The organism is Kitasatospora phosalacinea (assembly GCF_030268885.1).
Classification (GTDB): Bacteria; Actinomycetota; Actinomycetes; order Streptomycetales; family Streptomycetaceae; genus Kitasatospora; species Kitasatospora phosalacinea_C.
The window spans coordinates 141,502-166,115 of sequence record NZ_BSSA01000004.1; the positions used below are offsets into that span (position 1 = coordinate 141,502).

28 protein-coding genes are annotated in these 24,614 nt (G+C 76.0%); 14 read left to right on the forward strand and 14 right to left on the reverse strand.

All coding sequences use genetic code 11. From position 1 onward, the window contains the following. Positions 1-67 precede the first annotated feature (67 nt). From QSK52_RS08500 to QSK52_RS08510, 3 genes are read right to left on the reverse strand one after another with little or no spacing between them, the layout of a single operon-like run. Positions 68-745: a uracil-DNA glycosylase gene (locus QSK52_RS08500; RefSeq protein ID WP_285735303.1), complete on the reverse strand. Its 678-nt coding sequence runs from the start codon at positions 743-745 to the stop codon at positions 68-70. Positions 746-791: 46 nt separating this feature from the next. Further along, on the reverse strand, positions 792-1,133 hold the full coding sequence (locus QSK52_RS08505; RefSeq protein WP_285735304.1) for a hypothetical protein: 342 nt from the start codon (positions 1,131-1,133) through the stop codon (positions 792-794). Beyond that, complete coding sequence (locus tag QSK52_RS08510; RefSeq protein ID WP_285735305.1) at positions 1,130-2,215, reverse strand: amidohydrolase family protein; 1,086 nt, start codon at positions 2,213-2,215, stop codon at positions 1,130-1,132. Before QSK52_RS08510 ends, QSK52_RS08505 begins: the two co-directional genes overlap by 4 nt. A gap of 119 nt (positions 2,216-2,334) precedes the next feature. On the opposite strand from QSK52_RS08510, the gene QSK52_RS08515 reads away from it, so the two are divergent. Further along, positions 2,335-3,414, forward strand: coding sequence for a pyridoxal-phosphate-dependent aminotransferase family protein (locus QSK52_RS08515; protein WP_285735306.1), 1,080 nt, complete (start codon positions 2,335-2,337; stop codon positions 3,412-3,414). Positions 3,415-3,421: 7 nt separating this feature from the next. On the opposite strand, the gene QSK52_RS08520 is transcribed toward QSK52_RS08515, so the two are convergent. After that, positions 3,422-4,099 (reverse strand): SMI1/KNR4 family protein, encoded by a 678-nt coding sequence (locus QSK52_RS08520; RefSeq protein WP_285735307.1) that lies wholly within the window; start codon positions 4,097-4,099, stop codon positions 3,422-3,424. A gap of 140 nt (positions 4,100-4,239) precedes the next feature. Between QSK52_RS08520 and tmpA the strand changes: the two genes are divergently transcribed. Beyond that, the gene (gene tmpA / locus QSK52_RS08525; protein WP_285735308.1) at positions 4,240-5,835 is read left to right on the forward strand and encodes a 2-trimethylaminoethylphosphonate dioxygenase; all 1,596 of its coding nucleotides are present in this window, start codon (positions 4,240-4,242) and stop codon (positions 5,833-5,835) included. Positions 5,836-5,866: 31 nt separating this feature from the next. On the opposite strand, the gene QSK52_RS08530 is transcribed toward tmpA, so the two are convergent. The 3 genes from QSK52_RS08530 to QSK52_RS08540 are packed head-to-tail and all read right to left on the reverse strand — an operon-like array spanning position 5,867 to position 7,333. After that, positions 5,867-6,064, reverse strand: coding sequence for a hypothetical protein (locus tag QSK52_RS08530; RefSeq protein WP_285735309.1), 198 nt, complete (start codon positions 6,062-6,064; stop codon positions 5,867-5,869). A 54-nt stretch (positions 6,065-6,118) separates the two neighbouring features. Next, complete coding sequence (locus QSK52_RS08535) at positions 6,119-6,523, reverse strand: RidA family protein (protein ID WP_285735310.1); 405 nt, start codon at positions 6,521-6,523, stop codon at positions 6,119-6,121. A 42-nt stretch (positions 6,524-6,565) separates the two neighbouring features. After that, a complete protein-coding gene (locus QSK52_RS08540; RefSeq protein WP_285735311.1) occupies positions 6,566-7,333 on the reverse strand; it encodes a GntR family transcriptional regulator in 768 nt (255 codons plus the stop codon). A gap of 303 nt (positions 7,334-7,636) precedes the next feature. On the opposite strand from QSK52_RS08540, the gene QSK52_RS08545 reads away from it, so the two are divergent. The 6 genes from QSK52_RS08545 (at position 7,637) to QSK52_RS08570 (ending at position 12,872) form a co-directional block, all read left to right on the forward strand. After that, positions 7,637-8,812, forward strand: a complete 1,176-nt coding sequence (locus tag QSK52_RS08545; protein ID WP_285735312.1) for an ABC transporter substrate-binding protein — start codon at positions 7,637-7,639, stop codon at positions 8,810-8,812. A gap of 8 nt (positions 8,813-8,820) precedes the next feature. Further along, positions 8,821-9,780, forward strand: coding sequence for an ABC transporter permease (locus QSK52_RS08550; RefSeq protein ID WP_285735313.1), 960 nt, complete (start codon positions 8,821-8,823; stop codon positions 9,778-9,780). Continuing rightward, a complete protein-coding gene (locus tag QSK52_RS08555) occupies positions 9,768-10,592 on the forward strand; it encodes an ABC transporter permease (protein WP_285735314.1) in 825 nt (274 codons plus the stop codon). Before QSK52_RS08550 ends, QSK52_RS08555 begins: the two co-directional genes overlap by 13 nt. Positions 10,593-10,615: 23 nt before the next feature. After that, on the forward strand, positions 10,616-11,710 hold the full coding sequence (locus QSK52_RS08560; protein ID WP_285735315.1) for an ABC transporter ATP-binding protein: 1,095 nt from the start codon (positions 10,616-10,618) through the stop codon (positions 11,708-11,710). Positions 11,711-11,883: 173 nt separating this feature from the next. Beyond that, complete coding sequence (locus tag QSK52_RS08565) at positions 11,884-12,552, forward strand: HAD family hydrolase (RefSeq protein ID WP_285735316.1); 669 nt, start codon at positions 11,884-11,886, stop codon at positions 12,550-12,552. Beyond that, the gene (locus tag QSK52_RS08570; protein WP_285735317.1) at positions 12,552-12,872 is read left to right on the forward strand and encodes a DMT family transporter; all 321 of its coding nucleotides are present in this window, start codon (positions 12,552-12,554) and stop codon (positions 12,870-12,872) included. Before QSK52_RS08565 ends, QSK52_RS08570 begins: the two co-directional genes overlap by 1 nt. A 37-nt stretch (positions 12,873-12,909) precedes the next feature. Here the strand turns inward: QSK52_RS08570 and QSK52_RS08575 are convergent, their stop codons facing one another. Further along, entirely contained in the window at positions 12,910-13,347 is a 438-nt protein-coding gene (locus QSK52_RS08575; RefSeq protein WP_285735318.1) for a MarR family winged helix-turn-helix transcriptional regulator, read from the reverse strand. A 109-nt stretch (positions 13,348-13,456) separates the two neighbouring features. Between QSK52_RS08575 and QSK52_RS08580 the strand changes: the two genes are divergently transcribed. Together QSK52_RS08580 and QSK52_RS08585 are read left to right on the forward strand one after the other, a co-directional pair. Continuing rightward, positions 13,457-14,386, forward strand: a complete 930-nt coding sequence (locus QSK52_RS08580) for an alpha/beta hydrolase (protein ID WP_285735319.1) — start codon at positions 13,457-13,459, stop codon at positions 14,384-14,386. A gap of 114 nt (positions 14,387-14,500) precedes the next feature. After that, on the forward strand, positions 14,501-15,052 hold the full coding sequence (locus QSK52_RS08585; RefSeq protein WP_285735320.1) for a DUF6584 family protein: 552 nt from the start codon (positions 14,501-14,503) through the stop codon (positions 15,050-15,052). 70 nt (positions 15,053-15,122) lie between these two features. On the opposite strand, the gene QSK52_RS08590 is transcribed toward QSK52_RS08585, so the two are convergent. From QSK52_RS08590 to QSK52_RS08610, 5 genes are all read right to left on the reverse strand, one after another. Then, positions 15,123-16,373 carry a glycoside hydrolase family 3 N-terminal domain-containing protein gene (locus QSK52_RS08590; protein ID WP_285735321.1) on the reverse strand — a complete coding sequence of 417 codons (1,251 nt, stop codon included), beginning with the start codon at positions 16,371-16,373 and terminating at the stop codon, positions 15,123-15,125. An 82-nt stretch (positions 16,374-16,455) separates the two neighbouring features. Then, positions 16,456-17,157 (reverse strand): phosphonatase-like hydrolase, encoded by a 702-nt coding sequence (locus QSK52_RS08595; RefSeq protein WP_285735322.1) that lies wholly within the window; start codon positions 17,155-17,157, stop codon positions 16,456-16,458. Between the two features lie 46 nt (positions 17,158-17,203). Continuing rightward, a complete protein-coding gene (locus QSK52_RS08600) occupies positions 17,204-18,325 on the reverse strand; it encodes a TIGR03364 family FAD-dependent oxidoreductase (RefSeq protein WP_285735323.1) in 1,122 nt (373 codons plus the stop codon). Positions 18,326-18,439: 114 nt separating this feature from the next. Then, positions 18,440-18,952 carry a pyridoxamine 5'-phosphate oxidase family protein gene (locus QSK52_RS08605; RefSeq protein WP_285735324.1) on the reverse strand — a complete coding sequence of 171 codons (513 nt, stop codon included), beginning with the start codon at positions 18,950-18,952 and terminating at the stop codon, positions 18,440-18,442. Between the two features lie 121 nt (positions 18,953-19,073). Continuing rightward, positions 19,074-19,712: a phosphatase PAP2 family protein gene (locus QSK52_RS08610; RefSeq protein WP_285735325.1), complete on the reverse strand. Its 639-nt coding sequence runs from the start codon at positions 19,710-19,712 to the stop codon at positions 19,074-19,076. 186 nt (positions 19,713-19,898) lie between these two features. On the opposite strand from QSK52_RS08610, the gene QSK52_RS08615 reads away from it, so the two are divergent. From QSK52_RS08615 to QSK52_RS08625, 3 genes are all read left to right on the forward strand, one after another. Next, positions 19,899-20,303 (forward strand): BlaI/MecI/CopY family transcriptional regulator, encoded by a 405-nt coding sequence (locus QSK52_RS08615; RefSeq protein ID WP_285735326.1) that lies wholly within the window; start codon positions 19,899-19,901, stop codon positions 20,301-20,303. Continuing rightward, positions 20,300-21,280 carry a M56 family metallopeptidase gene (locus QSK52_RS08620; RefSeq protein WP_285735327.1) on the forward strand — a complete coding sequence of 327 codons (981 nt, stop codon included), beginning with the start codon at positions 20,300-20,302 and terminating at the stop codon, positions 21,278-21,280. The genes QSK52_RS08615 and QSK52_RS08620 overlap by 4 nt, the downstream gene beginning before the upstream one ends. 201 nt (positions 21,281-21,481) lie before the next feature. Continuing rightward, entirely contained in the window at positions 21,482-22,852 is a 1,371-nt protein-coding gene (locus QSK52_RS08625; RefSeq protein ID WP_285735328.1) for a GAF domain-containing protein, read from the forward strand. Here the strand turns inward: QSK52_RS08625 and QSK52_RS08630 are convergent. Further along, the gene (locus QSK52_RS08630) at positions 22,771-23,271 is read right to left on the reverse strand and encodes an SsgA family sporulation/cell division regulator (RefSeq protein WP_285735329.1); all 501 of its coding nucleotides are present in this window, start codon (positions 23,269-23,271) and stop codon (positions 22,771-22,773) included. The two genes, QSK52_RS08625 and QSK52_RS08630, sit on opposite strands and share 82 nt — an antisense overlap. Positions 23,272-23,576: 305 nt before the next feature. Between QSK52_RS08630 and QSK52_RS08635 the strand changes: the two genes are divergently transcribed. Further along, a complete protein-coding gene (locus tag QSK52_RS08635) occupies positions 23,577-24,533 on the forward strand; it encodes a hypothetical protein (RefSeq protein WP_285735330.1) in 957 nt (318 codons plus the stop codon). Positions 24,534-24,614: the final 81 nt, after the last annotated feature.

Genomic DNA, 24,614 nt, shown 5'->3' on the forward strand with positions numbered 1-24,614 from the left:
CGTCAGCCGTGCCCGGGAGCACCGCACGGACCGGCCGACCACCACACCACGGTCCGCAGGAGGGGGCCTAGGGCAGGCGCCAGTCGACGGGCTGGCCGCCCTGGCGCACCAGCAGGTCGTTGGCCCGGCTGAACGGGCGGGAGCCGAAGAAGCCGCTGCTCGCCGAGTAGGGGCTGGGGTGCGGGGACTCGATGCAGGGGACCTCGCCCAGCCACGGCTTGAGTTCGCGGGCGTCGCGGCCCCACAGGATCGCGACGAGCGGGCCGCCGCGGGCCGCGAGCGCCTTGATGGCCTGCTCGGTGACGGCCTCCCAGCCCTTGCCGCGGTGCCCGTTGGTCTTGCGGGCCTGGGTGGTGAGGGCCCGGTTGAGCAGCAGCACGCCCTGGTCCGCCCACGGGGTGAGGTCGCCGTTGGAGGGGGCCGGGAGGCCGAGGTCCTGGCAGTACTCCTGGTAGATGTTGACCAGGCTGGGCGGCACCGGTCGGACGTCGGGCGCGACGGAGAAGCTGAGGCCGACGGCGTGCCCGGGCGTGGGGTACGGGTCCTGGCCGACGATCAGCACCCGGACGTCGGCGAACGGCTGCTGGAACGCCCGCAGCACCTGCGGGCCGGGCGGCAGGTAGGACCGGCCGGCCGCGATCTCGGCGCGCAGGAAGTCGCCCATCGCGGCGACCTGTCCGGCGACCGGCGCGAGGGCCTGGGCCCAGCCGGGTTCAACAACTTCGTGCAAGGGTCGAGCAGCCATGACGGAAGCCTATCGGCCGCACTGACAACCGGAGTTCACGAGGGTCTCAGGGCCGCTCGGCACGGGGCCGCCCGGCACCGGACTGCTCGGCACGGGACCGGAAGGGCACCCCGAGCGCGGCGGCGACCCGGCCGGTGAGCGCCTCGGCGTCCGCGAGGGGGTCGGGCGGGGCGGGCCGCAACTGCCGGTGGCGCGCCTCCAGGAGCTGCCGCCCCTCCCCGACGCCGCTGCCCTCCGCCTCCCGCAGCAGCCCGACCGCGTGGACGTACCGCCCCCGGAGCAGTTCCCCGTCGACCCGCTCGCGCACCCCGACGGGCAGCGCCTCCCAGCGGGCGAGCGCCCGCGCGTCCGTCGGCCCCGCGGACGGCCCGCCGTCCACCGTCCTCACACCACCCGCCCGTTGAGCACCACGTGCGCCGGTGCGGCGAGCACCCGCAGGTCGGTGCGCGGGTCGGCCTCGTAGAGGACGAGGTCGGCGGGGGCGCCCTCGGTGAGGCCGGGGCGGCCGAGCCACTCGCGGGCGGACCAGGTCGTGGCGGCGAGGGCTTCGAGGGGGGTGAGTCCGGCCTTGGTGAGCTCCGCCGCCTCCTCGGCGACCAGGCCGTGGGCGAGCGAGCCGCCCGCGTCGGTGCCGACGTAGATGGGGATGCCCGCGTCGTGCGCGGCGCCGACGGTGTCGTAGCGGCGGGCGTGCAGCCGGCGCATGTGGGCGGACCAGGCGGGGAACTTGGCCTCGCCGCCGAGGGCGAGCCGGGGGAAGGTGGCGATGTTGACGAGGGTGGGGACGATCGCGACGCCGCGTTCGACGAAGGCGGGGATGAGGTCCTCGGTGAGGCCGGTGGCGTGCTCGACGCAGTCGATCCCGGCGGCGAGCAGGTCGGGCAGCGAGGCGGTGGCGAAGCAGTGCGCGGTGACCCGGGCGCCTTCGGCGTGGGCGGCGGCGACGGCTTCGGCGAGGGCGTCGCCGGGCCAGCAGGCGGTGAGGTCGCCCGCCTCGCGGTCGATCCAGTCGCCGACGAGCTTGACCCAGCCGTCGCCGCGCCGGGCCTCGGCGGCGACGTACGCGGCGAGGTCGCCGGGTTCGATCTCGTGGGCGTAGTTGCGGATGTAGCGGCGGGTGCGGGCGATGTGCCGACCGGCCCGGATGATCTTCGGGAGGTCGTCGCGCCCGTCGATCCAGCGGGTGTCGGCGGCGGACCCGGCGTCGCGGATCAGCAGGGTTCCGGCGTCCCGGTCGGTGCGCGCCTGCTTCTCGCTGGTGTCGCGGTCGACGGCGCCGTGCGCGTCCAGGCCGACGTGGCAGTGGGCGTCGACCAGGCCGGGCAGGGCCCAGCCGGTGAGGGTGGCGGACGGTTCGGCGGCGGGGCGCTCGAAGGTCACCCGCCCGTCCACGGCCCAGAGTTCGTCCCGGACGTCCTCGGGCCCGACCAGCACCCGGCCCTTGATGTGCAGCACCGCACGCTCTGTCATGCCTGGCACTGTACTCGGCGCCGTCCACGGGCCCGCGGGCTTCGTGCGGCAGACTGTTCGACGGCGACCCTCCGCCCGCCGGTCCGTCCCGGCGCCCGCCGTACCGAAAGGCTTCCCGGATGCTGCTCGACCTCCCCCCGATGACCGCCGACCGGTTCGCCGCGATCGAGGACGCGGTGGCGGCGCTGCTGCGCACCCGCAACGACGTGATCGTCACCCAGGGCGAGGCGCTGCTGCCGCTGGAGGCGGCGATCAAGGGCGCGGCGCACCCGGGTTCGACCGCGCTGAACGTGGTCACCGGCCCGTACGGGCAGACCTTCGGCGGCTGGCTGCGCGCCGCCGGGGCGAAGGTGGTCGACCTGACGGTGCCGTACGACACGGCGGTGGGCGCCGAGCAGGTCGCGGCGGCGCTGGACGAGCACCCGGAGATCGACTTCGTGTCGCTGGTGCACGCCGAGGCGGCCACCGGCAACACCAACCCGGTCGCGGCGATCGCCGAGGTGGTGCGGCGGCACGGGGCGCTGCTGATGCTGGACGCGGTGGCCTCGGTGGCCGCCGAGCCGCTGCTGACCGACGAGTGGGGCGTCGACCTGTGCGTGATCGGCGGGCAGAAGGCGATGGGCGGCCCGGCGGGCGTCTCGGCGGTGTCGGTGAGCGAGCGGGCCTGGCAGCGGATCGCCGCCAACCCGGCCGCGCCGCGCCGCTCCTACCTCTCGCTGCTGGACTGGAAGGAGCGCTGGACGGACGCCGGCCGCACCCAACTTCCGCACGCTCCGGCCCAGTTGGAGATGCTGGCGCTGGAGGAGTGCCTGGCCGCGATCGAGGCCGAGACCCTGGACGCGGTCATCGCCCGCCACCGCGCCGCGGCCGCCGCCACCCGTGCGGGCGCCCTCGCCCTGGGCACCGTCGCCCCGTACGTGCGGCGCGCCGAGCACGCCGCCCCGGTCGCCACCACGCTGCGCACCCCGCTGGGCACCAACGCGGCCGACCTGGCCGCCGAAGTGCACCGCCGCGCCCCGCAGTTGCCCGTCCAGGCGGGCGGCGCGCTGGCCGCCACCATGCTCCGGCTCAACCACTACGGCCCGGCCGCCAACCCGGAGACCGTCATCGCCACCCTGGAACTCCTCGCCCAGGCCACCGGCGCCCCGGCCGCGGCCGCGGTCGCCGCGGCCACCGAGGCGTGGGAGCAGGCGATCTGACGGTCCGTCAGTGGTTCAGCCAGGACACCGGCAGCCCCTCGCACAGTTCGTCGAGCGCTTCTTCACCGACCGCCCGCACCGCCGCCCAGGAGCCGTCCTGGACGAGCATCAGGGCGTCCGGCCGGGCGAAGAAGCGGCTGTCGACGCCGGGTTCGTGGAGGCGGGGCAGTTCGGTCCAGTCGGTGAGGTCGGCGGGGTCGACGTCTCCGGCGTCGGTGTACGCGTCCTGGTCGAGCAGCGGTTCGGTGAGGACGACGGCCAGGAGTTCGGTGGAGAGGCGGGCCGTCCACGGGGTGGTCTCCGGGTCCGCGGCGTCCGGCCGGACGACGGTCGGCGGGTCGTCCTGGCCGAGGGCGGCGAGCGGGACGCCCCAGTAGGCGCAGCCCTGGTTCTCGACCCGGTGGACCAGGCATCCCTGGTCGACGTAGAGCTCGGCGGGCGGCAGCAGGGTGTCGTGGTTGCCGGTGAGGTCGGGGCGGTTGCCGAGCAGCCGGTGGGCCTCGCGCAGGGCGGCGGGCAGGCGCAGGCCGAGGCGGGCCTCGGCGGCGTCGAGTTCGGCGTCGGTGCAGCCGTCGCCGGGGCGCAGCGGGGCGTTCCAGAAGGCGGCGAGGTCGGTGATCAACTGCCAGGCGGCGGCGCGGTCGGTGAGTGCGGCGGGCAGGTCGCGGGCGAGGTCGAGCGTCATGCGGGCAGGGTAGTTCCGGCCGCGGACAGGGTTCGGCCGCCGGTGGTCCGGCGTTCACCGGGCGGGCGGGTGGTGGACGTTCGGGGGGTCTTGGCTGGGCAGCCCCGAAAAGTTGGCTGTACAACTGGAGGCTGCCCCCGATGTCCGTGCCCCACCCGTACTGGCTGCGCGACAACTGCCCGTGCTCCGAGTGCCGCGACCCGCGCGGCGGGCAGAAGCTGTTCCAGATCGGCGACCTGCCGGAGGGCCTGTCCGCCGTCGAGGCGACCCGGGACGCCACCGGGCTGGCGGTGCGCTGGTCCGACGGCCACCGCTCGCACTACCCGACCGGGTGGGACGCCCCCGCCGGGCCGGACGAGCGCACCGAGCACGCCAAACGGCTGTGGGAGGCCGCCGACTTCGCCCGCGGCCTGCCCGAGGCCGACTGGTCGGCGTACCTGGCCGACCCGGAGGAGCGGATCGCGGTGCTGGCCGCCGTCCGCCGCTCGGGGTTCGCGCTGCTGCGCGGCGTCCCGGCCGAGGAGGGCCAGGTGCTGCGGGTGGCACGGAGCTTCGGATTCGTCCGGGAGACCAACTACGGCGAGCTGTTCGACGTCCGGGTGGAGCCCGACCCGGCGAACCTGGCGTTCACCGGCCGCGCCATCGCCCCGCACACCGACAACCCGTACCGCGACCCGGTGCCCACCCTGCAACTGCTGCACTGCCTGCGCAACGACGGCGCGGGCGGCGACTCCGGGCTGGTCGACGGGTTCCGGGCGGCCGCGCTGCTGCGCGAGCAGGACCCGGCCGCGTTCGACCTGCTGGCCCGCACGCCGGTGCCGTTCCGCTACCGCGACCGGGGCACCGAACTCTCCGCCGAGCGACCGCTGATCGGCCTCGACCCGCGCGGCGCGATCCGCGAGGTCCGCTTCAACAACCGCTCCGCCGGGTCGCCGCACGGCCTGGCCCCCGCCGAGCTGGACGCCTTCTACGCCGCCTACCGCCGCTTCGCCGCGATCACCCTGCGCCCGGAGCTGCGGCTGGACTTCCGGCTCGGCCCCGGCGACTGCCTGCTCCTCGACAACACCCGCCTGCTGCACGCCCGCACCGCCTTCGAACCCGGCGGCGCCACCCGGGAGGGCACCGGCCACCGCCACCTGCAGGGCTGCTACGCCGACCTGGACGCGCTCTCCTCCACCCTGGCGGTGCTGCGCCGCACCACCGCCGTGCTGGACGAGCTGGAGGCGCTGTTCGCGGGCGAGGGCTCCGCCGAGTACCTGGGCGAGGCCGTCACCCTGGCCGCGCACATGCTGCAGGCCGCCACCCTGGCCCGCGCGGCGGGCGCCCCGCCCGCCCTGGTGGCCGCCGCGCTGCTGCACGACGTCGGCCACTTCCGGGGCAGCGGAAGGGAGTTGATGGCCGGCACCGACAACCGCCACGGTGCCACCGCCGCCGCCCGGCTGGCCCCGCACTTCCCGCCCGCCGTCACCGAGCCGGTCCGCCTGCACGTCGACGCCAAGCGCTACCTGTGCACCGCCGAACCCGGCTACGCCGACCTGCTCTCCCCCGCCTCCGTCCACACCCTGGCCCTGCAGGGCGGCCCGATGTCCCCGGACGAGGCGGCCGCCTTCGCCGCCCACCCGTTCAGCGCCGACGCGGTGGCCGTCCGCCGCTGGGACGAGGCCGCCAAGGACCCGTCCGCCGCCACCCCCACCTTCGCCGAGTTCCGGCCGATGCTCCGGGAGTTGATGCGCTGAGCGGCGGCCGCCCGCCAGGGTTTGCCGGGGTTCACCACTCCTCGGCCGTGGGCCGGACCCGGGGCAGGGCCCACGGTTCCACCGCACCGCCGACCAGGTCGGCCAGGAACTGGACGGCCCCGCCGGTGCAGTGCCACCACGCGGAGCTCCGGGAGGCGACGGTGACCGTCCACTCCCGGGGCCCCGCCGGATCGGTGGTCCACAGCAGGAGGTCGCCCCGGTTCGACACGGCCCAGGGCAGCAGGCCGGGGTGGCCCCGGCGGAAGCCCGGCGGGGCGGGGCCTCAGGGCAGCGCCGCCGTCAGGTCGACCTCGACCAGCTGCCCGGAGTAGCCGAGCGCCGCGACCCCGAGCAGGGTGGAGGCGGTGCCGAAGGCGGGCCCGAGCGGGGAGGCGGTCAGGCGCCGCCAGGCTCCGCCGAGCACCTCGCTGCGGTCGCTGACCACGTAGACCACCGACCGCACCACCCGCTCCGGCCCGACGCCGATCGCGGCCAGCGCCGTCATCGCGTTGGCCACCACCTGGTCGATCTGGGCGTCCAGGTCTCCCGCGCCGACCAGCTTCTCGTCCGCGTCCAGCGGGCACTGCCCGGCCAGGTGGGCGGTGCGCCCGGCCTCCACCACCGTGATGTGCGCGTACCCGGCGGTGGGGTGGAGTTCCGGCTGGTCGATGCGCGTGATGTCGCTCATCCGGCGATTCTCGCCACCGGCGGGCGCCGGGTCATCCGGTTTTCAGTCCTCGTCCCTGGCGTGCCGCGAAAGGGCCGACGAGGCCAGCGAGTTGTGGATGGAGAAGGCGACGGTGCCGGGCAGGTAGCGGTCCTGGGACCACTCGACGGGGGTGCCGGTGGGGTCGGTGGTGCGGCGCTTCTCGCGCAGCAGGGGGCTGCCGCGGCGGCAGGAGAGCAGGCGGGCGTCGTCGGCGCTGGCGGTGACCACGTCGATGGTGTGGTCGGCGTCGGTGAACAGGATGCCGTGCTCGCGCAGGGGTTCGGTGTGCGAGACCACGTCGGGCGGCAGCTGGGCGACCAACTCGCCGACCCGGGGCGGGTAGACGGTGCGCTCGACCATCACGGGGGTGCCGGAGAGGGTGCGCAGCCGCAGCGTGACGTAGACCTCGGTGCCGGGTTCGAGGCGCAGCTGTTCGCGTTCGGCGGCGTCGGCGGGGCGGCGGACCAGCGATTCGAGCCGGCCGCCGGGCTCCTCGCCCATCGAGCGGGCCCAGTGGGTGAAGGAGAGCAGTTCGGAGAAGGACTGGACGCGGGCGCTGCCGAGCACGACCCGGCGGGTGCCGCGGCGGGAGGTGACCAGCCCGTCGGCGCGCAGCAGGGCGAGCGCCTGCCGGACGGTGCCGCGGGAGACGCCGTACTGCTCGGCGAGGGCGCCCTCCGCGGGCAGGCGTCCGGCCTCGCCGAACGAGCCGGAGGTGATCGCCTCGCGCAGGTCGGCGGCCACCTTGCGGTAGAGCGAGCCGGCGGCGCGGTCCTGGTCGAGTGCCACGTGCGTCGAGTTCCCTTGCCTGGTAAGGAGATTGGGCCGTGTCCTGCGCGTGACCGCGCGTACACCACTGACTGTAGCCGCTGCCCGGAGGGGGCCCGGTCCCGGGCGCGACCGTTCCCGCAGCCGACCCCCGTCCTGGGCCGTCCGTTCACCTTCCCGTCACCGGCCTCGGGCGTACTTGCTTCCGGCGACGGAAGTTGGCTGGCCAACTTGGCCGGACAACCGGCCTCGCCGCGGACCGAACACCCTCGCACGACCTTCCTCGTGACCTCTGCAGCTCCCCTTCCTCCAGGAGACCCTCCCGTGACCGTGCACCGCCACCGCGCCGCCGCCCTCGCGGCCGTGCTGACCGCTGCCGCGCTCTCCCTCTCCGCCTGCGGTTCCGCCGGCTCGACCGCCAAGTCCGGTGAGGCCGCCAAGGCCGGGGGCGGCACGGTGGACGCGCGGACCGCCACCTCGCTGGCCGACTTCGGCGGCCTGGACGGCCTGGTGGCCGCCGCGAAGAAGGAGGGCAAGCTGCACGTCATCACCCTCCCGCGCGACTGGGCCAACTACGGCAAGCTGATGGACGACTTCAAGGCGAAGTACGGCATCGAGATCGAGGACGAGAACCCGGACGGCTCCAGCCAGGACGAGATCAACGCGATCAAGTCCCGCAAGGGCCAGGACCGCGCCCCCGACACCGTCGACCTGGGCTCGGCGTTCGCGCTGTCCGCCGCCAAGGAGGGCCTGCTCGCCCCGTACAAGGTGGCCTCCTTCGACAAGGTCCCGGCCACCATGAAGGACCCGGCCGGCCTGCGGGTCAACGACTACGGCGGCTACGTGTCGATCGGCTGCGACGCCAAGAAGGTCGCGGTCTGCCCGAAGACCTTCGCCGACCTGCTCAAGCCCGAGTACAAGGGCCAGGTCGCGCTGAACGGCAACCCGACCAAGTCCGGTTCGGCGTTCGGCGGCGTGTACGCGGCCGCGCTGGCCAACGGCGGCTCGCTGGACAACATCCAGCCCGGCATCGACTTCTTCGCCAAGCTGAAGCAGTCCGGCAACTTCAACCCGGTCGAGTCGACCCCGGCCACCATCGAGAAGGGCGAGACCCCGATCTCGATCGACTGGTCGTACCTGAACGCGGGCTACACCGACGAGTTCAAGGGCAAGGGCATCGACTGGCAGGTGTCCGTCCCCTCCGACGGCTCCTACGCCCAGTACTACAACCAGGCGATCAACAAGGACGCCCCGCACCCGGCGGCCGCCCGCCTGTGGATGGAGTACCTGTACTCGGCCGAGGGCCAGAACGGCTTCCTGGGCGGCTACGCCACCCCGGCGCTGTTCGACGCGATGAAGGCGGACGGCACCCTGGACGCCACCGCCGCGGCCAAGCTGCCGACCGTCGAGAAGCCGTTCACCACCTTCCCGAGCTCGGAGCAGGTCGACGCGGCCAAGAAGGTGCTGACCGACAACTGGGCCAAGGCCATCGCGGGCTGATCACCGACATGACCACGGCCCCCACCCCGGTGCCGGCCCCGGCCGCCGCTGACCCCAGCGGCGGCCCGGGCGCCCCCGGCACCGCCACCGCACCCCCCACCGCCCGGCCCCGGGCGGGGCGCCGCCCGCGCGGCGGCGCCTGGCTGGCCACCGTGCCGCTGCTGGCCTTCTTCCTGGTCGGCTTCGGCCTGCCCGCCGTCGCCATCCTCACCGGCGCGTTCACCGTCTCCAGCGACGCGGAGACCGGCGCCGGCTCGTTCACCACCGCCAACCTCACCGACTCGGTGCAGGGCGCGTACTGGACGGCGCTGCTCTCCAGCCTGAAGCTGTCCGCGCTGACCGCGCTGATCGGCACCGTGCTCGGCGTCCCGGTAGCCCAGGCGGTGCTGACCTCCCGGTTCCGGCTGCTGCGCGAGGCGGTGCTGACCGCCTCCGGCGTGCTCGCCAACTTCGGCGGCCTGCCGCTGGCGTTCGCCTTCGTCGCGACCCTCGGCAACGCGGGCGAGCTGACCAAGCTCTTCCACCTGACCGACCACGGCTGGTCGCTGTACAGCTTCACCGGCCTGACCGTCACCTACCTGTACTTCCTGGTGCCGCTGATGGTGCTCACCATCACCCCCGCCCTGGAGGGCCTGCGCCTGCAGTGGCGCGAGGCCGCCCGCAACAACCGGGCCACCACCCTGCAGTACTGGCGGTACGTCGCGCTGCCGGTCCTGTTCCCCTCGCTGCTCGGCGGCTTCGTGCTGCTGTTCGGCTCGGCGTTCGCCGCGTACGCCACCGCCGCCGCGATGGTCGGCGCGACCGTGCCGCTGATCAGCCGCCAGATCGCCGACGCGCTGTCCGGCAACGTGCTGGTCGGCCAGGGCAACCTGGCGCTGGCGCTCAGCCTCGACATGATCGTCGTCGCCGCCCTGGTGATGGCCGTCTACCTGCCCCTCCAGCGCCGGAGTGCCCGATGGCTCAGCTGATCTCCCGCCTGCGGCTCTGGCGCGGCGCCGTCCTGCTGCTGGCCGGCCTGTACTTCCTGGTCCCGATGGCCGCCTCGGTCTGGTTCTCGGTCGACGACGTCGACGGCATCTCCTTCGACGCCTACACCGGGCTGCTCTCCGCCCCCGGCTTCACCGACAGCCTGGTGCTGACCCTGGAGCTGGCCGCCGTCACCGTCGTGGTGCTGCTGCTCCTGCTGGTGCCCGCGATGATCGCGGTCCGGCTCGGCGCGCCGAGGCTCCGCCCGGTGCTCGAAGTGGTCTGCACCCTGCCGCTGGTGGTGCCGCCGGTCGCGCTGACCGCCGGCCTGATCGGCGTGCTGCGCTGGGGCCCCGACCACCTGATGGACACGCCGTTCTTCCAGACCTTCGTGTTCGTCCAGCAGCCGGAGTTCCCGCTGGTCCTGGTCGTCGCGTACGTCCTGATGGCCCTGCCGCTGGCCCACCGCGCCCTGGACTCGGGGCTGCGCGCCGTGGACGTGCGCACCCTGGTCGAGGCCGCCCGCAACTGCGGCGCGAGCTGGCCGCGGGCCGTGCTCTCGGTGGTCGTGCCGAACCTGCGCGGCGCGCTGCTGAACGCCGCCTTCCTGACCCTGGCCCTGGTGCTGGGCGAGTTCACCACCGCCTCGATCCTCGGCTACCAGCCCTTCGCGGTCTGGATCTACTCGGTCGGCAACAGCCGGGGCCAGATGTCCGTCGCGGTGTCCGTGCTCAGCCTGCTGATCACCTGGGTGCTGCTGCTCCTGCTGGCCGCCGCCGGCCGCGAGCGCCGCCACAAGACCGCCACTGCCTGAACCGCCCACGGAGACCGCCACCCATGAGCACCGCCACCACCCCCCTCGCCACGGACGCCGCCCTGGGCGGCGCCACCGTCGAATTCCGTTCGCTGCGGCGGAAGTTCGGCGCCACCACCGCCCTGGACGGCCTCGACCTGACCGTCCGGCCCGGCGAACTGCTCGCCCTGCTCGGCCCGTCCGGCTGCGGCAAGACCACCGCGCTGCGGATCCTCGCCGGGTTCGAGACCCACGACTCCGGCGAGGTCCTGGTCGACGGCGAGGACATCACCCGTGTCCCCGCGCACCGCCGCGACGCCGGCATGGTCTTCCAGTCCTACAGCCTCTTCCCGCACCTGACCGCCGCCGACAACGTCGCCTTCGGCCTGCGGATGCGCGGGGTCGGCAAGGCCGAACGACTGCGCCGCGCGCAGGAGTTGCTGGAACTCGTCGGCCTGCCGCAGCGCGCCGCGCACTATCCGCACCAGATGTCCGGCGGCCAGCAGCAGCGCATCGCGCTGGCCCGCGCGCTCGCCCTGCAGCCGCGCGTCCTGCTCCTCGACGAGCCGCTCTCCGCCCTCGACGCGAAGGTCCGGCTCGTGCTGCGCGAGGAGATCCGCCGCCTGCAGCAGGAGCTCGGCATCACCACCCTGTTCGTCACCCACGACCAGGAGGAGGCCCTCTCGATGGCCGACCGGGTCGCCGTCCTGCGCGCCGGGCGCCTCGAACAGTGCGCCGCCCCTTCGGAGTTGTACTCCCGCCCGGCCACCGCGTTCGTCGCCGAGTTCGTCGGCACCATGAGCCGCCTGCCGTGCACCCGCACCGCCGACGGCCACGTCGAGGTCCTCGGCCGCCGCCACCCCGTGGACGGCACCCTCCCCGCCGACGGCCCGCTGCACGTCCTGGTCCGCCCCGAGCACGTCCGGCTCGCCCCCGCCGCGGAGGGCCCCGCCCTGGTCGTCGCCGCCGCCTTCCTCGGCGCCGTCACCCGCCTCACCGTCCGCCTCCCCGACGGCACCGAGGTCAAGTCCGACCTCCCCACCGAAGCCGCCACCACCCTCCCCCTCGGCTCCCCCGCCACCCTCACCCTCCCCGACCGCCCCGTCCTCGTCGACCGGGCCCCCACCCCCCACCCCTGACCCCGCCCAGCCCTCCTCCTCCCACCCCACCGGGGATTCCCTCACCCGCCCCGCCAGGGGCGCGGGGAACTGCGCGCAGCGGAAGGAGCCGACCCGGAACCCGCCCACCACCGACCAGTCGCACCCGCCGTCCACCCGCCCGGAACGCCCGAAGAACCCCGTAAGGTACCGCCATGCCTGCACCCCGCCCCGCCGCCGTCCTCTTCGACATGGACGGCACCCTGGTCGACACCGAGCACCTGTGGTGGCAGGCCGCGGCCGAACTCGCCGCCGAACTCGACCTGACCCTCACCGACGAGGACCTCCCGGACGTCCTGGGCCGGGCCGTCGAGCACACCGCCGCCCACCTGCACCGCAGCAGTCGCACCGCCCGCCCCGAGGCCGACCTGGTGGAGCGCCTGAACGAGTCCTTCGCCGCCAAGGTCGAGGCCCGGACCGTCCCGCGCCCCGGCGCCCTCGCCCTGCTCGCCGCGCTGCGCGCCGCGGACGTCCCGACCGCCCTGGTCTCGGCCTCCCCGCGCCGCGTGGTGGACCTCGTCCTGGACGCCCTGGCCCCGCACCGGTTCACCACCACCCTCGCCGCCGAGGACACCTCCCGCACCAAGCCCGCCCCGGACCCGTACCTGGCCGCCGCCGCCCGCCTGGGCCTGGCCCCGGCGGTGTGCGTGGCCGTCGAGGACACCCCGACCGGCGTGGCCTCGGCCCGGGCCGCGGGCTGCCCGGTGCTGGCGGTGCCCTCCGCCGTCCCGATCCCGGCCGCCGCGGGCACCACCGTGCTGGACAGCCTGGAGCGGGCGGACCTCCCCCTCCTCGCCGCCCTCAGCGTCCCCGCCGCGCCCTGATGCCGTACGTCCTGCTGGCCCTGGCGATCGCCAGCGAGGTCTGCGCGACCAGCCTGCTCAAGCTCACCGACGGCTTCTCCCGGCTGTGGCCGAGCCTGGCGGTCGCGGTCGGCTACGTGCTGTCCTTCGCCCTGCTGGGCCGGGCGCTGAAGCACATCCCGGTCTCGGTCGCATACGCGGTCTGGTCGGGCGCGGGGACGGCGGCCGTCGCGGCGATCGGCGCCTGCTTCTTCGGCGAGTCGCTGGGCCGCCCGCAGTGGTGCGGGATCGCGCTGGTGATCGTCGGCGTGGTGCTGCTCAACCTCCGCCCCGCGCCCTGACGCCGACCGCGCGCCCCGCCCCACCCGGCGCTCACGCTCAGCCCACCTGGTGCGCCTCCAGCTCGGCCCGGAGGGCGGCCAGGGTCGTCGCGAGGCGGGCCAGCTCCTCGGGGGGCACCGAGGCGGTCAGCGCGGCGGTCTCGGCCTCCACCACGGGGCGGGCCGCGGCCAGTTGGGCCTCGCCCTCGGGGGTGAGGCGGAGGACGGAGGAGCGGCGGTCCTCGGGGTTCGCCACCCGCTGGCACCAGCCCGCCTCCACCAGCCGGTCGACCGCCTTGCTGACGGCGCCCACGGTGATCGCGACTTCGGCGACGAGGTCGAGGACGCGGCACCCGGGCACCCGGTCGATGATCTCCAGGAACTCGAACTGCCCCAGTCCCAGGCCCTGTTGGGCGCGCAGCCGGGCGTTCACCGCGTTGTAGAGCCGGGTCTCGACGCGGATCAGGTCGACGAGGACCGGAGTGACGTGGCTCACATTTCCTCCAATGGATTCCCAGGAATCTTCTTCCCTGGAATATGGTTCAGGTCAGCAGATGGATTCCTAGGAATCAATCCTCGCACACCGAACCCCTTGGGAGGCCCCCGTGTCCCGTCAGCAGCGCGAAGCCCTGGACGCCCTGCTCCGCTCCGTCCCCCGCCCCGAGACCCCGCCCACCCCCGAGGAGCAGCGCACCGGCTTCGCCCTCGGCGTCGGCCGCCCCGCGGCGGAGGACGTGACCGTCCGCCGGACCGTCCTGGGCGGCCGTCCGGCCCTGGAGCTGGAGCCGGCCGACGCCGCCGACCACGGCCGACTGCTCTTCCTGCACGGCGGCGGCTACGTGGTCGGATCGCCGGACACCCACGCGGGACTGATCGGCGAACTGGTCCGCCGCACCGGGCTGCGCGCGGTCTCGCCGGACTACCGGCTGGCCCCCGAGCACCCCTTCCCCGCCGCCGTCGACGACGGGTTCGCGGCCTACCGCGAACTGCTGGAGTCGGGCACCGACCCGCGGAGCCTCGTGCTGGCCGGTGACTCCGCCGGTGGCGGGCTGGTCCTCGCCACCCTGCTCTCCGCCCGCAGCGCCGGACTGCCGCTGCCCGCCGCCGCGGTCCTCTTCTCCCCCTGGACCGACCTCACCCTCGGCGGGGCCAGCTACCGCTCCCGGAAGGAGGCCGACCCGATCTTCACCGAGGACGACATCCGCGCCTACGCCGACCACTACCTCGGTGCGGGCGACCGGACGAACCCGCTGGCCAGCCCGCTGTTCGCCGACCTCACCGGGCTGCCCCCGCTGCTCGTCCAGGTCGGGTCGAACGAACTGCTGCTCGACGACGCGGTCCGGCTGGCCGCCCGCGCGGCCGAGCAGGACGTCACGGTCACCCTCGAAGTGGAGTCCGGCCTCCCGCACGTCTTCCAGCAGCAGTTCGGCCGCCTCGACGAGGCCGACGCCGCCCTGGACCGCGCCGCCCGCTTCCTCACCGCCCGGCTGGACGCCGCCCGCCCGGACGCCGCCGACCTCGCCCCGGCCCACTGAACCGGCGCACCGCCCCACCCACCGCCCCACCGCCCACCGCTCCGCCCGGACCGGTCGCAGGCCCGCCGGAACCGGCTTGACCCGGTCCCCGGCGGGCGGCGACGATCCCTGGCCATGAGCGTCGAATCCACCCTGGCCAGGGCCGCGGCCGAGCTGCGGGCGGGCCGCCACCCGCAGGCCCGGCGGCGGCTGCACGGCCTGCTCTCCGGCCGCCCGACCGACCTGACGGTCCGCCGCCATCTCGCCGACGCGTACCGCCCGACCGGGCAGTGGGACGAGTCCGGCCGCTGGAACTACCTGGACGAGGCGCTGAGCCCCGACGAACTCGCCGCCTTCGAACGCCGCTTCCCCGACTCGGCCCGCCGCCTGCGCGTGCTGCGCTGGCCCGACCCGGCGCACCACCCGCCGTCCACCCCGCTCGCCCGCCGACGCCTGGCCGCCCTGTACCGGGAGGCCACCGGCACCGCCCCCGACTGGCCCGAGCACCCCGAGGACGCCGCGACCCCGGCCGCCACCCGCCCACGCGGCCCCCGGCCCGTCCGACCGGCCTGCGCCCCGGCCGTCCGCGCTCCCGAACTTCCGCCCCACCGGGCCGCGTTGCGGCTCACCCTGGCCCTCTTCGGGGCGCTGCTCCTGCTCACGGCGGCGCTGCGCGTCCTGGTGTGACACCGGGCCCGACCCGCCCGGAGCGACCGGCCGCCCCGAACCGCCCGGGGCAACCTGCCGTCCCCACCGGCTACTTGAGCGAGGCCCGCAGCGCGTCGACCCGGTTCGCGGAGGCGGTGAAGTCCGCCCGGTCGAGTGCGCCGGAGGCCAGCGCCGCGCCGAGCGCCGCCGCGGCGCTGTCGCCCTGGGCGACGTCGCGGCCGGAGCAGAGCAGCAGGTCGACGCCCGCGTGGGCGACGGCGAGGGCGCGCTGCGCGGTGCCGCCGACCGGGTCGAGCGCCTTGGCCTCCAGCGCGTCGGTGATGGTGACGCCCCGGTAGCCGAGGCGGGAGCGGAGTTCGTTGCGGACGATCGTGCCGGACATCCCGGCGGGGGTGCCGGGGTCGAGCGCGGGGTAGATCGCCCAGGAGAGCATCACCAGCTTGCTGCCCGCGGCGATCGCGCTCCGGTAGGGCAGTTCGTCGACGTTGCGCAGCTGGTCCAGGGAGGTGTTCAGGGTGACGGGCTGCTCGTCGGTGTTGGCGCCCGCGGGGGCGCTGCCGAGGCCGGGGAAGTGCTTGGCGGTGGCGGCGACCCCGGCGCCCTGCTGGGCCTTGAGGAACGCGGAGCCGAGCCTGCCGACGACGGCGGGGTCGGTGCTGTAGGAGCGCTGCGCGGAGTCGGCGAAGTCGCCGGGGGTGCGGTAGACGTCCAGCACGGGCGCGAGGTTGAGGTTCAGGCCGTACTGCCGGAGCGCGGCGGCGGCCTCGCCGCCGGTGCGGGTGGCGGCGGCCAGCGGGTCGGCGGAGCGGCCGACGTTCTTGGCGGACTGCTCCGGCCCGCCGGGCACCCGCCGGACGAGTCCGCCCTCCTGGTCGGTCATCAGCAGCAGCGGGCGCGGGCTGGGGCTCTGCTGCTCGGCCTCGCGCAGCCGGGTGACGGCGGTGCGCAGGGCGCTCGCGTCGGCGCCGACGTTCTCGGCGAAGAAGATCACCCCGGCGACCCGCCCCTGGCGCACCCGCTGGAGCAGCGCGTCGGGGACGGTGGTGCCGGGGTAGGAGTAGACGATCCGCTGCCCGACGAGCTGGGCGTCGCTCGGGGCGGGGCCGGTCGGCGCCGGCGTCGGGCTGGGGCTCGGGGTCGGCGTGGGGCTGGGGGTCGGCGACGGGGACGGGGACGGGGACGGGGAGGGCGAGGGGGACGGGCTGCCGGACCCGGCGCTGCCGCTGGTCGTCCCGGCGGTGCCGGAGGGGGCGCTGCCGCCGTTGCCGGAGGAACCGCAGCCGGTGAGCAGCGTCAGGCCGAGGGTGAGCACTCCGAGCGAACGCAGTGACCGCAACATGCCATCAGATAAGCACGCAGGAACGGCACGGACCAGCACCGAGCGGCCCCGGGGCGTCGCCGGGGCCGCCGGACGGCCTCCGTCAGCGGGCGGCCAGCAGGCCGGGCAGTTCGGCGACCGAGGCCAGCACGTGGGTGGCGCCGTCCGCCCGCAGCCGGGCCTCGTCGTGCGCACCGGTCAGCACCCCGGCCACCACCGAGGCCCCGGCCCGGACGCCGGTGAGCATGTCGTAGCCGGTGTCCCCGGCCACCGCGACCTGCCGCACCGAGTCGGTGCCGGTGCGCAGCAGCGCGGTGAGCGCCAGGTCGGGGTAGGGGCGGCCGCGGCCCGCGTCGGCGGGGCACAGCGTCAGGTCGGCGACCTCCCGCCAGCCGAGCGCGTCCAGGATCCGGTCCTGGGTGCTGCGCGCGAACCCGGTGGTCAGCACCACCTTCCGTCCCTGCCCGCGCAGTTCGGCGATCGCCTCGGCCGCCCCGGGCAGCGCCGCGCAGCGCCCCTGGTCGACCTGCTCCTCGTACGCCGCCTCGAAGGCCGCGTTGGCCCGCTGCGCACGCTCCTCGTCCCCGAACAGGTGCCGGAAGACCGAGATCTTCGACTCCCCCATGGTGGCCCGGACGTGCGCCAGCATCCCGGCGTGCTCGGGGCTCCCGGTCTCCACCCCCTGCGAACGGGCGGCCGCGGCGAAGGCCAGTTCCACCAGCCCGTCGTCGACGACGGTGGTGCCCGCCATGTCGAGCACCACCAGGGTCACGTCCGGGGTCACGTCGTGCGTGGTCATGTCCATCCTCATCGTTGTGGCGGGTTTCGTCGCGGGCCCGTCCGGGCCCGGTTCACAGCCCCGCGGCGTCCGCCGTGTCGGCGGCGATCGCGGGCGAGCAGGTCATCCCGCGCCCGCCCGGTCCGGTCACCAGCCAGGCGCCGTCGGCGAGTTGCTGCCGGTGCACGACCAGCGCCGGGTCGGTGCACTGGGCGTAGACGCCGGCCCAGCGGCGGCGGACCCGGGGCAGCGGGCGGCCGAGCAGGCCCGCGGCGACGTCGGCGAGGTGGTCGTACGGGTCCTCGACCACGTCGAAGCCGAAGGGCTGGTCGTACTCGTGGGTGTCGCCGACGGTGAGCGAGCCGTCCTGCCGCTGCACCAGGAGCAGTTGCATCCTGTGCTGCTCGGCGACCGGCGGCTGCGGCTGTCCGGCCCGCAGGGCGTCCAGCTCGGGGCCGGCGAAGGCGGGGTAGTAGCGGAAGGAGTCGCCGTCGGCGACGGAGGTGGTGAGCGGCTCGCCGAGCGGGTCGGTCTGCATCATCTGGAGGCGGACGCGCCGCACCGGCAGGTCGGGGGCGAGTTCGCGGACGAGTCCGCCGAGCCAGGCGCCGGTGCACAGCAGGACGAGGTCGCCCTCGTGCAGCTGGCCGTGGTCGTCGCGGACGGCCCGTCCGCCGACCAGGTCGCGGACCTCCCGCCCGGGCAGGAAGGCGTACCGGCCGGTGGCCTCCAGCGCGGCGCGCAGGGCGGGTTGGGCGGTGCGGGGTTCGACGGCGGCGTCCCGGGCGCAGTGCAGTCCGGCCAGGTAGGTGCCGCGCAGGGCGGGGTTGAGGGCGCGGACCTCGTCGGCGTCGAGCAGCCGGTAGCCGCGGGCGGCGGCGTCGGGGAGCTTCGACGCGGCTTCGGCGACGGCGAGTTCGGCGGCGGTGCGGGCCAGGGTGAGGGAGCCGTTGGGCCGGAACCCCAGGCCGGGGACGCGGGCGCCGATGCCCTCCCACAGCTCGCGGGCGCGCAGGGCGACGTCCAGCTCCGCCCCGGCGGCCCGTCCGCTGACCCAAACCAGGCCGAAGTTGCGGACGGAGGCGCCGCGGGCCTCGCTCTCGCGCTCCAGGTGGACGACCTCGTGGCCGCGTTCGACGGCCTGCCAGGCGTGCATGGTGCCCAGCACGCCCGCTCCTACGACGATGACTCTCATGCGGACAGGCTCGGGCGCCGAGGTGGCCGCCGGTCGTCGGGATCCCGTCGCGGAGGTGAACCGCCCGCGAGAGTTGTCCATACAACCTGGCCGCCCCGGCGCCGCCGGGCGGCCTCAGCGCAGGACGCGCGCGTGCAGGTACTCGCGCCGCCCGAACCGCGGCTCGTCCACCGCGGTCAGCTCCTCCACCTGGAAGCGGTACAGCGCGGCCGCGCCCCGCCCCGCCAGGAACCGGGCGGCCGCCTCGGGGTCGGCGGCGAACGCCGGGTAGCGGCCGCGGTAGGCCGCCAGCGCCGCCTCGGCCTGCCGCCCCCAGGCCTCGCCCGCGCTGCCGGTGAGCTGGATGCCGCGCAGCTGCTCGCCGTACGCGGGCGGCGGCAGGTGGACGGTGGCGGCGGCCCTGGCCTCCTCGGCCAGGTGCAGGCTGTGCCGGGCGGAGCGCTCGCTGACGAAGTACAGCACCAGGTCGCCGTCGAACGCGTAGAAGGCCAGGTTGGCGTGCGGCCCGCGCTCGGGCCCGGCGGTGGCCAGGCTGAGCACCGTGCTGTCCGCGAGCAGGCCCTCCACCCCCTTCCCGAGCTCGTCCGCGGGCCAGTTCCCCTGGATGACGTCGAGTCGGTACGGCATGGCGCGTCCCTCCGCGGAGCTGCAGGAAAAAGCGAGCCGGGCGGGGGAGTCCTCCCCCGCCCGGCTCACATGCTCCCGCTGCGCGGCGCGGCGGCACAAGAGGCCGGTGCGCCCCGCCCGGTCAGGCCGTTCCGGCCCCCAGGACGGGGCCGAGCGGCCCGCCGCGCAGCCGGTCGACCAGCGGGGCGGCCCGTCCGGCCAGCAGCGCGAGCGGGGCCGCGACCAGGACGCCGACCAGCGCGGCGACCAGCACGTCGTGCGGGTAGTGCGCGCCGACCCAGACCCGGGAGGCGCCCATCAGCACGGCGGCGAGCAGGCCGATCCAGCCGAGCCGGCGGTCGGCGTACCAGAGCGCGGTGGCGGCGGCGAAGGCGGCCACCGTGTGGTTGCTCGGGAACGACCAGTCGCCCGGCGGCGGGCAGGCCTCCAGCGGCACCGTGGCGGGGATCTGCTGGCACGGCCGGACTTCCTCGACCAGCGACTTCAGCACCGAGTTCACCAGGTAGGCGGCCACCACGACCAGCGGTGCGGCCAGCACCCGGGCCATCACCACCGGGTCGGCGGCCCGGGCCCGCCACCAGGCCCACACCATCAGCAGCGCGAACACCGCGAGGCCGAACGCGGACCACTCCTTGACGAGCTGGTCGAACCAGTGCGGAGCCGAGGCGGCCCACCCGGTGACCCGGGTGTAGAGGCCGCCGTCGATGCCGCTGCCGTCGTAGGCGAGCAGGCGGGCGGGGGGATGAACATTCGGGATCACAGGGACAACATGTACCAGAACGGACGAGCTGAACGGTTCGCTCGCGGCTCCGGGGAGCGGGGTCAGGGGCAAGGCTGGCGGACCTCCCGTTACGTTGGGGGGCGTCCGCACGGGGGGCGCACCCCAGCGTCTACAGTGCTGTAGACGTCGACAGGACTGTAGACGAATCCCGGAGGTCCGCGCGACATGACGGACGACACGACGGGCGGCGCGACGGACGCCGCGGCGGGCCCGCCCGCCCGCCGGCCCGCGGGCGAGCTGGAGGCCCAGGTCCTGGCCGTCCTCTGGGCCGCCGACCGCCCGCTCACCCCGCAGCAGGTGCAGCAGGCCCTCGCCGCCGACCTCGCCCGCACCACGGTCGCCACCATCCTCGCCAGGCTGCACGAGAAGGGCACCCTCGCCCGCACCAGGGCGGGCCGCGGCTTCGCCTACACCCCCACCGTCCAGGACGCCGACGGCCTCGCCGCCCGCCGGATGCGCACCGAGCTCGACCGCGGCCGCGACCGCTCCACCGTCCTGGCCCGCTTCGTCTCCGACCTCTCCGACGAGGACGAGCGCCTGCTGCGCGACCTGCTCGGGGAACAGCCGTGACGATCGCCGTCTGGGCCCCGCTGCTGCTGCCGCTGCTGGCCGCCCCGCTCGCCCGCCGGGTCGCCGAGCAGCTCGCCCCGCGCACCGCCGCCCTCACCCTGGCCGCCACCGCCGTCGCCCTCGGCACCGCCACCCTGGCCTCGCTCGCCCTGCTCGCCGTCACCGGCCTGCTGCACCTGCCCTACGGCGCCGCGCTGGCCCACCTCTCCCCCGCGCACTGGCACCCCGGCGAGCTCTCCGGCCTGGAGTGGGGGCCCACCGCCGCCCTCGCCGCGACCGCCCTGCTGGGCGTCGCCGCGCTGGCCGCCCGCACCGCCCGCCACCAGTACGCCGACCTGCGCCGCGCCCGGGCCGCCACCGGCGACGGCCCGGCCGGGCTGCGCGCCCTGGTCCGCCGCCCCGGCCCGGCCGTCCCCGCACTGACCGTCCTCACCGACGAGCGGGCCGACGCGTACGCCCTGCCCGGCCGCCCGCCCCGGATCGTCGCCACCACCGGCATGCTCGCCGCCCTCACCGGGCCCGAACGCGCCGCCCTGCTCGCCCACGAGCGCGCCCACCTGGCCGGACGCCACCACCTGCTGCTGGCCGCCGCCGAGTACGCCGCCGCCTGCCACCCCGCGCTGCGGCCGCTGCGCACCGCCCTCGGCTACCACCTGGAGCGCTGGGCCGACGAGTGCGCCGCCGCCGAGGTCGGCGACCGCGCCCTGACCGCCCGCGCGATCGGCCGCGCCGCGCTGGCCGCCGCCCGCACCCCGGCCGCCGCCCGCCCCCGCCTGGCCCCCGCCGCCACCACCGGTCCCGTGCCGCGCCGCGTCCGCGCCCTGCTCGCCGCCCCCGCCCCGCGCCGCCCGCGCCGCGCCCTGCGCGCCCTCGCCGCCCTCGCCCTGGCCGGCTGCCTCACCGCCACCACCTGCGCCGCCGCCGAAGCGGGCCACGACTTCCACCGCGCCGTCGAAACCGCCCAGGGCGACCGCTGAGACCGTCGAGGCGTCCAGGGGTCGGCCGCCCCGCGTCCCGTCCGCGCTCCCGGCGCGCACTCCGGCGCGGGGCGGGCGCGGCAACGGGAAACCGACCAGTCTGCATCATCTCCGGGGGCCCGGACGACTCTTTTCCCCACCCCGGCGTGTCCTCCCGGCGCCCCCGTAGGCTGGCAGCCGGATCGGGAGACGGGGGATGCGATGCGGCAGGTCGGAGGCGGTGGCACGCCGCCCGCCCGGGCCGGGGGCCGGGGGCCGGAGCGCGGCGTCCGCCCGGAGATCGGGGACTCCTGGGCCCGGCTGCGCCGCCTCGGGCTGGACCCGGAACGCGGCCAGGAGCCGCCGCGGCTGGGGCTCGGGGAGCTGGAGGAGGCCCGCCGGGCCACCGGCCTGGAGCAGGTGCTGCCGGTGCTGCGCTCCACCCTGTTCCCGCCGGGCGACGCCTCGCCGGTGGTGCTGACGGTCTCCGACCCGAAGGCCCGGGTGCTGTGGTGGGACGGCGAGCGGAAGCTGAAACGGGACGCCGACTCGATCGGCTTCGGGACGGGCGCGCTCTGGTCCGAGGACGAGGTCGGCACCAACGGCATCGGCCTGGCCACCCGCACCGCCCGCGCCAGCACGGTGCACTCCGTCGAGCACTACCTGCGCAGCCACCGCAACTGGAGCTGCGTGGCCGCCCCGGTCCGGGACCCGCGCACCGGACGGCTGGCCGGGGTGGTCAACCTGAGCAGCCCGGCCGCCGAGAGCCACCCGCTGCTGCGGCAGTTGACGCTGTCCGCCGCCCGGCTCGCCGAGACCGAACTGCGGGCCGGGCACCTGGAGGCGCTGCACCGGCTGCGGACGGTCGCGGTGCCGCTGCTGGCCCGCTTCGGCGGCCCGGCGCTGGTGGTGGACGGCGCGGGCTGGACGGCCGCCGCGACCGGCCTGCCGGGCCCGCCCCGGCTGGCGCCGCCGCCGGACAGTTGGGGCGCGGGCGGGGTGCACTGGGTGCCGACGCTCGGCGAGTGCGCGGTGGAGCCGCTGGCCGACGGCTGGCTGGTGCGCCCTGCCGCGCTGCGCCCGGCCGAGATCGCCGAGCGGGCCGAGTCCGCGGTGCTGGAACTGGACCTGCGCCGCCCGAACGGCCCCGAACTGCGGGTGCGCGGCAGCGCGGGCGCCTGGTCGCACTCACCGACCCCGCGGCACGCCGAACTGCTCCTGCTGCTGGCCCTGCACCGGGACGGCCTGAGCGCCGCGCAGCTCGCCGGGGCGCTGTTCGCCGACCCGGCCCGCACCGTCACCGTCCGCGCCGAACTCTCCCGGCTGCGCCGGTACCTGGGCGCCCTGCTGGAGGCCAGGCCGTACCGGCTGGCGGCTTGCGCGGAGGTCACGGTGCTCGGCCCGGACGACCCGTACGACCTGCTGCCCGGATCGGACGCGCCGACCGTGCGGCTGCTGCGGGCCGACCTGGTGCACGGCGTGCGGCGGCTGCCGGGCCCGGGCGGCGGCAGTCAGCCCTCGGCCAGCAGTTCGGCCAACTCCTCGTCGCTGGGCAGCAGTTCGGCGGCCGTGCCGTCCGGCACCAGGGCGTAGGTGCGTTCCAGCCAGGCTCGCACCTGCGGCCGGGACGCCTCCAGCAGGGCACTGCCGTGCGGGGACTCCAGCGCCAGGTGCAGGGTCGCGCCGTGGCAGGGGCAGTACGCGGGCCACAGCTTGATGTCGCCCTGGCCGCTGAGCGACTCCAGCCCGTCCCGCAGCAGGTCGCGGGAGAAAACCCAGTCCGCTTCGTCGAGGCGCCCCAGGTGGAAGGTCAGGCGCACCTCGTGCGGCGCGGTGGCCGCGTACCGGAACCGGGTGCGCACCTCACCGACCAGGTCCTGGTCCAGCGCGATCCGCAGCACCAGCACCTCCTCCACCACCGAGGGGGGCACGGTGGCGCCGCTCCGGCCGCCGCCCGTGGGGGTGGCGGCGATCGGCTGGTCGGAAGGGGCGGACAGCGGGTCGCACGGCATGACGATCTCTCCGGAGCGGCTGGGTACGGCACCAGCGTGCTCCGGCGCGCGGCCGCCCGCAACGGTTGCAGGGGGTTGCACGAGGGCCCGCGGACGGCCCCGCCGGGCCACCAGCGGCACCACCGGCGTGCCCCAACTCACCCTTCCGGCAAGGGACTCGATTTGACCGTCAGGTTTCGCCCGGGATCTGGCGGTCCGTCAGACCGCTGGTAGTCTCGTCCCTCCCGCCCCGTTCGTCCGGGCCCTTCCGGGCCGCGCACGGGGTGCGGCTACGCGTGCGGACCTGTACCAGGAAGGGGAGCCCGGTGGCGCTCCGCGAGCACTCCAGGCCCGTCACCGCGGGCCGGTCGGGACGGCACGGCCGCCCCAGGCCCTTCGTCGGGTGGCTGCGGCTGCCCACCGTCCGGTTCTCCGGCGCGGCGATGGCGATGTCCACGGTGGTCGGGATCAGCCTGGCCACCACCTGGCTGCTGAACGAGCAGCAGCAGGTCGGCCGGCGCGCCGACGTCACCGTCGGCGGACCGCCCGCGCCCAGCCCGGACGCCACCCCCGGCGAGACCCCCGCACCCGCGCCGGGCACCACCGTGCAGGCCGCCCCCGCGACGGCGGGCGGCACCGCGAGCAGCAGCGCCGCGACCGGCAGCGCCGCGACCGGGGGCACCACGACCGGGGGGAGCGGCGCCCCGTCCGAGCGCCCCGGCGGCGTCCACCCCGCCGAGGCCACCACGCCCGTCCCGCCGGTCCGCCCCGCCGCGGCCACCACCAGCAGCGCCCCGGCGGCCGCCGCGAGCCCGTCCCCGGCGCCCGCGGACACCCCGGCGGCCGCGCGCCCGTCGGCCCCCGCCCCGTCCGCGCCGTCGACCCCGTCCCCCAGCACCTCCGCGCCCCTGCCGCGCACCCTGCTCGGCACCGCCCGGACGGACCTGATCGGCCCCACCGGCACCCGGCACACCCTGCGGCTCGACCTCTCCGAGGCGATGACGGCCCTGCAGGTCGAACTCCGGCTGAACCGCCCCACCACCCTCCCCGGCACCGCCCCCGCCACCGACCTCCCGGACGCGGTCGTCACCATCGCCGCGGAACGCGACACCCTGGTCTACCGCTTCACCGCCGCCGCCGACCTGCCCCCCGGCCGCTACACCTTCACCGTCACCGGCGCCCTCCCCACCCCCACCGCGACCCCCACCGCCCCCGAAACCTGGACCGCCTCCGCCTTCGCCCTCCCCACCACCCGCGCCCTCGCCACCCGCGGCACCTTCTGACCCCCACCCCGACGGGCCCCTCCACGGCCCCAACAGGGGCCCGGGGAACGGCGGCTCCGAGCTGCTACCGGCCGGAGCCCA

Bases quoted from the DNA above. Each gene is read 5' to 3' on its own strand.
- QSK52_RS08510 (WP_285735305.1), bottom strand. From the start codon at position 2,215: ATGACAGAGCGTGCGGTGCTGCACATCAAGGGCCGGGTGCTGGTCGGG.
- tmpA (WP_285735308.1), top strand. From the start codon at position 4,240: ATGTCCGTGCCCCACCCGTACTGGCTGCGCGACAACTGCCCGTGCTCC.
- QSK52_RS08585 (WP_285735320.1), top strand. From the start codon at position 14,501: ATGAGCGTCGAATCCACCCTGGCCAGGGCCGCGGCCGAGCTGCGGGCG.
- QSK52_RS08570 (WP_285735317.1), top strand. From the start codon at position 12,552: ATGCCGTACGTCCTGCTGGCCCTGGCGATCGCCAGCGAGGTCTGCGCG.
- QSK52_RS08600 (WP_285735323.1), bottom strand. From the start codon at position 18,325: ATGAGAGTCATCGTCGTAGGAGCGGGCGTGCTGGGCACCATGCACGCC.
- QSK52_RS08560 (WP_285735315.1), top strand. From the start codon at position 10,616: ATGAGCACCGCCACCACCCCCCTCGCCACGGACGCCGCCCTGGGCGGC.
- QSK52_RS08550 (WP_285735313.1), top strand. From the start codon at position 8,821: ATGACCACGGCCCCCACCCCGGTGCCGGCCCCGGCCGCCGCTGACCCC.
- QSK52_RS08595 (WP_285735322.1), bottom strand. From the start codon at position 17,157: ATGGACATGACCACGCACGACGTGACCCCGGACGTGACCCTGGTGGTG.
- QSK52_RS08555 (WP_285735314.1), top strand. From the start codon at position 9,768: ATGGCTCAGCTGATCTCCCGCCTGCGGCTCTGGCGCGGCGCCGTCCTG.
- QSK52_RS08625 (WP_285735328.1), top strand. From the start codon at position 21,482: ATGCGGCAGGTCGGAGGCGGTGGCACGCCGCCCGCCCGGGCCGGGGGC.
- QSK52_RS08500 (WP_285735303.1), bottom strand. From the start codon at position 745: ATGGCTGCTCGACCCTTGCACGAAGTTGTTGAACCCGGCTGGGCCCAG.
- QSK52_RS08520 (WP_285735307.1), bottom strand. From the start codon at position 4,099: ATGACGCTCGACCTCGCCCGCGACCTGCCCGCCGCACTCACCGACCGC.
- QSK52_RS08535 (WP_285735310.1), bottom strand. From the start codon at position 6,523: ATGAGCGACATCACGCGCATCGACCAGCCGGAACTCCACCCCACCGCC.
- QSK52_RS08615 (WP_285735326.1), top strand. From the start codon at position 19,899: ATGACGGACGACACGACGGGCGGCGCGACGGACGCCGCGGCGGGCCCG.
- QSK52_RS08590 (WP_285735321.1), bottom strand. From the start codon at position 16,373: ATGTTGCGGTCACTGCGTTCGCTCGGAGTGCTCACCCTCGGCCTGACG.
- QSK52_RS08630 (WP_285735329.1), bottom strand. From the start codon at position 23,271: ATGCCGTGCGACCCGCTGTCCGCCCCTTCCGACCAGCCGATCGCCGCC.
- QSK52_RS08515 (WP_285735306.1), top strand. From the start codon at position 2,335: ATGCTGCTCGACCTCCCCCCGATGACCGCCGACCGGTTCGCCGCGATC.
- QSK52_RS08565 (WP_285735316.1), top strand. From the start codon at position 11,884: ATGCCTGCACCCCGCCCCGCCGCCGTCCTCTTCGACATGGACGGCACC.
- QSK52_RS08605 (WP_285735324.1), bottom strand. From the start codon at position 18,952: ATGCCGTACCGACTCGACGTCATCCAGGGGAACTGGCCCGCGGACGAG.